The sequence below is a fragment of the Marinococcus tarijensis genome (genome assembly GCF_054971385.1).
The window spans coordinates 1-6,667 of record NZ_JBQOJA010000059.1; the positions used below are offsets into that span (position 1 = coordinate 1).

The 6,667-nt window shown below is 49.9% G+C and carries 7 protein-coding genes; all 7 read right to left on the reverse strand.

Annotated features, from left to right (window positions below; genetic code table 11):
* Nucleotides 1–206: 206 nt before the first annotated feature.
* Entirely contained in the window at nt 207–1,067 is an 861-nt protein-coding gene (locus ACTTK7_RS16880) for a hypothetical protein (protein ID WP_462869264.1), read from the reverse strand.
* The gene (locus ACTTK7_RS16885; protein ID WP_462869265.1) at nt 1,057–1,653 is read right to left on the reverse strand and encodes a hypothetical protein; all 597 of its coding nucleotides are present in this window, start codon (nt 1,651–1,653) and stop codon (nt 1,057–1,059) included. Before ACTTK7_RS16885 ends, ACTTK7_RS16880 begins: the two co-directional genes overlap by 11 nt.
* Nucleotides 1,654–1,666: 13 nt before the next feature.
* On the reverse strand, nt 1,667–2,773 hold the full coding sequence (locus ACTTK7_RS16890; protein WP_462869266.1) for a bifunctional lytic transglycosylase/C40 family peptidase: 1,107 nt from the start codon (nt 2,771–2,773) through the stop codon (nt 1,667–1,669).
* 4 nt (nt 2,774–2,777) lie between these two features.
* Nucleotides 2,778–4,745, reverse strand: a complete 1,968-nt coding sequence (locus ACTTK7_RS16895; protein ID WP_462869267.1) for a VirB4 family type IV secretion system protein — start codon at nt 4,743–4,745, stop codon at nt 2,778–2,780.
* 3 nt (nt 4,746–4,748) lie between these two features.
* Nucleotides 4,749–5,393, reverse strand: coding sequence for a hypothetical protein (locus ACTTK7_RS16900; RefSeq protein WP_462869268.1), 645 nt, complete (start codon nt 5,391–5,393; stop codon nt 4,749–4,751).
* Complete coding sequence (locus ACTTK7_RS16905; RefSeq protein ID WP_462869269.1) at nt 5,394–5,717, reverse strand: DUF5592 family protein; 324 nt, start codon at nt 5,715–5,717, stop codon at nt 5,394–5,396.
* Between the two features lie 12 nt (nt 5,718–5,729).
* A partial coding sequence (locus ACTTK7_RS16910) for a hypothetical protein (RefSeq protein WP_462869270.1) occupies nt 5,730–6,667 on the reverse strand: 938 nt, incomplete at its 5' end.

Consider the following 6,667-nt stretch of genomic DNA (forward strand, 5'->3'; position numbering starts at 1 on the left):
GCATAAGGGAAAAATGATATCACTTCGTGATATACCCGGCAGTGCCGGGTTTTTGGAGTGCTATCGTAAAAATTGCTCTGTGTGACACTTGTGAGACAGCACTGTGACACTTGTGAGTCATATAGGGGTGCTTGTGACACTTGTGAGACAGTAAAAAAGGCTTTTTTTGCAGGGGTCCGGTCAAAAAATGAACCAACCCCTGTTTGTTATTGAAGCGAAATGCTTTCCTGTTTTTTCTGTTCTTCGTAACTGTCAATGCGTTGTTCTTCCATCTTGATCTGTTCATTCAACGCATCTATATCGCCCTGGAGCTGTTTCTTTTCAGTTTCCAATGAGTTTAAATAACCGTCCGTTTCGGTCTGTTCTTCGTCCGTTTGGTACGTCTTTTCCTGTTCCACTTGGTTGGCTTCTTCTTCGAGATCAGCGATCTCTTGTTTTAAGGTTTGGCGTTCCTCTTTCTTCGTTTCAATGGTTTGTTCCGTGTCTTGAATGAGCGTATTCATAATATATTTCACGTAGCTGTATTCATCATTGGAAGGTATGGTTGCTTCTTCGACTTTCCGATAATCGGTGTACAGTTGAACCATTGTTTCGACTTCTTCCGTGTTGGTTTCGGAAGCAGAATCGGTTGCGGAATCGTCATTTTCTTGTTCGTTTTTCTGATCAATTTGAAGCAATACCTGTTGGTAGTTGTCCGAAATCTGGCTGATTTCAAACACTGCATAGTCGTTCATCTGGTACGTTTTTTCGACCGGAAGTTCTTCGCCATCGGATCGTTGTTTGCTCATAAACTGTAACGAATCCTGTTCAAAACGAAGATCGTTCATGTCGATCACGACCTGCATGTTATTTTTCTCTTTGTCATAAATCCAGTCCAATACTTCCACATTATCCGTTCCACTGGTGGTGATTTCTTCGCCAATTGGAGACGCCTGAACTTCGATCGTTTCCTCCATGTACATATTCGATGTACTGAATCCAACGAAGCCTAATACCACCACCGCTGTGATCACTCCGAACCATTTGCTGGTCTTTTTGCGTAAGTTCACCCGGTCTTTATTCAGCATCGAATCCTCCTTCCGTGTCCGAAATATCTTCCATACGTTGCGCTACCCATGTGCCGTTTTCTCGTTCAAAATGAACTTTCATGACCACCGGACTGGTTTCATCGACGTCCGTTTCCGTGTAATGCATCTGGTGATCGAGCCGCACGATCACTTGGGCGTTTTCGGCATCATTCATGTTTTTAATGAAATATTCTTCGTTCGCAATATCCGTGGTTACTTCCCCGTTGCCGTACATTTCCCCCGAGAAAAATCGGTCTTTCAGTTGGTCACTCATGACCCCTTCGGCTTTCTCTTTTTGCTTCGCATAGTTGTCCGTGGTATGCACAAAGGCTGTATTCATAAACGCAGCGGTCTGGCTTTCCAGTTCATCGAACCGGGCTTCCCGTTCGGTCTTGGACTGATACTCGACCTGTTGTTCTAAGGCTTCGTTATTTTCTTCTAATTGGCTGATTTTGCTTTCTAATTCGTTCGCTTCGGCTTCTGTGGGAGCGTCCGTTTGATTGCTGAAAAAGAAGAACCCGTTGAACAATAATAGTAGAAAAAGAAGCACAATCGAGAAGTATTTAAAGGTTTTGATCGTCTCCATCCTGTCCCTCCTGTTAGGAAGAAATGCGTTTGACCCGACCGTTAAAGTTGTCGCCCCAATAGCCATCTTCCATGCTTTCAATCGCTACGCCCGTGCTTCCCTGCGAACCGATAAACTTGCCGTCTCCGGCATAAATCCCAACGTGGCCGTCCAGTTTATAGGTATCGAAAAACACCAGATCACCCGGTTTGGCGTTCGAGTAATCGACCCGTTGGCCTTTGGTTTTGAGCGAATCCGTGTTCACCGAGCCGAGGTTGCCGAGTTCCACCCCGACCTGTTCATACGCCCAATACACGAAACTGGAACAATCAAACCGTCCGGCCTGTTGGTCACTCCGGGTACGGCCACCACCAAACACATAGTTGCTGTTGCCAATCCATTTTTCGCCCACTTGAACGACTTCGGCCACGTCTCCATTGATCTGTGTGGTTGCCGTATTCGTGACGTATTTCATCACCGCATCGACGTACCCAATATCGCCATAGCAAGCGCCGGTTTCGGCACTTTCCGGTCGGATGCACGAATAGTTTCCGGTGCTTTTGACCTTCTGATACTGCTGACGAGAGAACTCAATCGCTAGGTCTTTCGAGTATTCGCCATTGTTGTGTTCTTTCGCATAATCAATAAAACCACCGCCGAAATTATAGCTCTGAAGGGCTAATTTCACGTCGCCGTTGGCATCCTCTAACACCTTCGAGAAGTACCGGACACCCTGTTCAATCGAGCGTTCCGGGTCATCAATCGTGTTCGGAGGAAGGCCCAGCGATTCGGACGACTGCATGATGTCGTCCACCCGGCCGCCGGATTCCTGCATGGATAACGCCATGAGGACGTTGACGTGATCGCTAACCCCAAATTCCTCCGCATACTGTTCATAGACGGGCCGCAGATTTTCAATTTTGGCCGAGATATTTTGTGTTCCTCCGGCCACGAATGTGCCGTTCCCTTCGCTGTTATCGGAGGAAGTCGTATCCATCATCACTTGAAAGAATCCAATCACCATCACCGTGAACAGGACGACCAGAAGCGCCGACAATCCGATGATGATACGCAGTTTTAGTGTGCCGAGTTTGAGTACCGCACCCCCGGCTTTGGCGGCTCCTTTGGCTACCGTGTTCATGGTCTTACGCCCCTCCCCCGAACAGGTCTAGTTCCTGTTTGCTGACGTCCACTTTCATTTTGATGTTCTTCACGGACGAAATGGAAAGCACCACTTCCCCCTGCGATAAGTAGGGAATCTGCCCCAGTTCCGAATCGTTGAGCTGGCCCGTAAAAATCTCTTTCAACCGGGGGAGTGATTCACTATCCTGTTCGCCAATGAATTTGTACTGCGTGAGACTGAACAGCTTTTTGACTTCTTCGGCCGCACTCTGATCGGCCTTATCGGGAACAAAATCTTCAATGACGTGGCTCGCAAAGAACAGGCCGCCGAAATACTTCCGGGCTTCCCGCATGAAGGTTTGCAGGAAGGTAACGCCGTGTTCAGACCCTTTCCGAGTATTGATAATGTGATGCGCTTCATCTATCAAAATCAAGTACCGCACCGCATCCTCAAACCGCAGACGGTGTTTGTTGAAGGCTTGCAGTTGGGGTTGCCCGTTACCGAGCATCCCGTCCCAAAGCATGTTGAGGACGTTGAACAGTTGGGCTTGAAAGACTTCGGATGACAGCTCCGATAAGTTCCGCAGATGAAAGGCCACAAAGTCCTCTTTATCAAAGTCCATCAGACTGGAATGAGCGTTAAACAAACGGCCGTAGGTTTCCACCAAGTTCTTGATGTTGAGTTCAATGTTTTCCAGCCGTTCCCGGCGGTGAACACTCACGTCTTCGTTGACCAGTTGCTTTTCTTTGTCGATATAGAGATCATCTTGAATCATCGTCAGCAGATCACTAAAGATCGGGTATTCCTCCGGCCGCCGTTCGGTGATGTTGTTTTCTTCCGGGTCGATGCTGTCCGACCACAAGCCCTGTTCGATGTACAGGCGGCGCAGGGTGTTCTGAAACTCCTTGATTTCCTCGTTTGCCACATCCGGGCTGATGAAACGATAAAACACCTGCATTTTCGAAAGGTGCTTCGCAAAGGATGCTTCCTGTTTAATCGCCCCTTCGTCCGTGGTTTCGGACCGATACACCTGCAAGGGATTGATCGAGCCGTCCGAGCCATCCAACGCAATGGTTTTGCCGTCTAGGGCTTCGGCCAGTTCGCCAAATTCCCCGGTCACGTCCAGAATCCGTACCTTGTGGCCTTTGATCGCATTGTCGAGCGCCATTTTTTTGAGCAGCGTGGATTTTCCCGACCCCATTTTGCCGATCATTAAGGCATTGTAGAACTTGCGTTGCTTGTCCTTATGAAACAGATCAAAAATGACGTTCCCGTGGGTGTCCGTTGTGCCGTAGTGCGTCCCGAATGGGTCATCCAGCGACGTATAGTGGAACGGGAAGCCCCCGGCAAGGGACAAGGCCGGAAGTTCAATGCCCTTGCGTTTGTTTGGGTACTTCATTTGATGCGAAAAGGATTCGATCAGACTGCCCCATTCATACTCCTGTTCGTTCAGAAAGACCGACCCCCGGAAGTTCAGGGCTTCCAGATCATCAATGACTTTCTTTACCGTCACTTCCAGTTCATCAAGCATCTTACTGGAGACATACAGCCGCAGGACAATGCGTTTCACGACTTCGCCCTGCCGGATTTCGTTGTAAATGCCGGAGAGTTCTTCAAATGATTCCGTGGCTTCGATCGCATCGGCCGTTTCTTTCGCCTGCATCGTCCGGGTTTTTTGTTCGGCCATGCTTTTGTTTAACTTCGACATGACGTCCCGGCGGTTCGGCGTGGCCACATCGAGCGCCGCAATGACGTTCGGCATGTTCATAATCTCTTCGAGCCAAAAGTCATTGACGATCGTTTGAAAGTCGTAAATATGCACACACGTTTCGTAGCCGTCTCCTTTGCGGATATAGCTTTCGTTGAACTTGATGCCGCCCTGCGGCTGGATTTCACTTAACAGCTCGCGGTTATAGCCCTCTGTTTTCCCTTGTTCCTGTTGTTCTTCGTCTTTTGGCCCCCGTACTTTTTGCATGATGGATGCGAGCATGAGTTATCCCCTTTCGTGCGTATGACGGTTTTTGGAGTTCAAATTGTTTAATTTATAGAGAATATTGATCTTCTTATCGTCCGTGAGCCGAATCACCGGGGCTACGGCTTGCAGTTGGCCTTCCACTTCGGTGGTCCGGGATTGAAGCGTGTATTCATCATCGGCGTACAGAAACAAGAAAAATTCCCGATTGGTACGGCGTTGTTCGATGAATTGGAGTTCCTGGAGCTTCTTTTCTAAAAATTGCCGATACTGCGGCTTGCTTGTCTGTTGGATTTTTTCAAGGATATGCCGTTGTTGCGTGGACGTATCCACCGGAAAATCAAACGGAATGATTTTAAAATCGTGATTGTACCACTGTAAAAAGGTCGCAAAATGATAAATCTTTTTGGTTTTATCGCTTTCGTTCAAGGCGTAAATATCGCTTGATTCCAGTTGCACAATATCCATGTAGCCTTTCTCGTCCGAGAGTTCCAGAAAGCCGTTGCCCGTGAGATCAATCACGGACGCTAAATCGGCATAACTGGATTTCACTTTCGGCTTGGCTTCTTTTTTTCGTTTCTGGACTTGATCGCTTTCGACAAAGATCGCTGTTCCTTCTTGTTTCGATCGTCCCAATCGACCATTTTTTTCTTTGAATAGAGCCATTTACGATTCGCTCCTTTGCGTGTCGTCCGGTTCGTCCACCGGAGAGTAATCAACGGCCGTGTACGTGTCTTTGCGACGCATGATCGCATAGTACACAGCTTGATAGATGCGGCGTTTCGGATTACTGGCGGGACGTATCACCAACAACAGGGCCAGAAGCAACATGAAGGCGTAAAAGCCCCAGATCAAGTTGCCGTGGACCAGATTGCTCATCACCATCGTGAACGGGATTAACCCGATCAGTAGAAGAAAGTCCGTCAGATACATCCATTTATTGATTTTCAGTTCGGTACTCATGTCTTTGGGGATGCGGTAAGACGCCATGTGCGGTCCTCCTTACGTCCGTTTATTGTTTCGTTTCACGGTTTTCCGGGTGTGTTTCCCGAGATCATAGTTTTGGGTGCGTGGGGCTTGCTGTTCCGTGACCCGTTCCCGGCGGTTCACCCGGCCTTCGGTCTGCCGATGCGTGACCGACTGTTGCACGTCCTGTTCGGTGTCGTTGCCCTGATGGTTGACCTGTTGTTCTTGATGAATAGTTTCCTTGTTCGTTCCTCCCCGGTGTCCCTGTTCGGTGGAGCGTTCATGCCGGACGCTGTTTCCTCCGGCATCATTTGATGCAGATGCCGGGGCGCTTGGTCCCGGTCCGGCCGAGGATGACGGCGTAGGATCTGCTTGACCTCCGTTGTCGCCGCCGGACGTGTACGTGGTATTCACCCGGCCGCCGTCCTGTCGGTGGTTCGTGGCCGTTTGGACTTCTTGTTCCACGTTTTGGGTACGGCTGCTATCCGTTTCCTGCGTCACCTGTTCCCGGTGGGTACTCGTGGAGCTGTTGGACGGTCCCTGTTCATGCCGGACACTGGATGTGTCTTGGCCGGAGCTGTTGGCCCCAGCCGATGCCGGAGTGTTCCCCGTGGACGGCGTTTCCGGGCTTCCGGCGTTGGATGCCGCCCCGGAGTGGTTCGTCTGGACGTTGCCGCCAGATGCTTGCTGTTGGCCCTGTACGGTTTGCACGTCCTGTTCCACGTTTTGGGTACTATTGTTATCCACTTCCTGCGTCACCTGTTCCCGGTGCGTTCCAGTCGAGCCTGTATTTTCGCCTTTCATGTTCTGAACGCTTGCCGTGTCTTGGCCGGAGGTATTCGCACTGGCCGATGCCGGAGCGTTCCCCGTGGACGGTGTTTCCGGGCTTCCGGTATCGGATGCCGCCCCGGAGTGGTTCGTCTGGACGTTGCCGCCAGATGCTTGCTGTTGGCCCTGTACGGTTTGCACGTCCT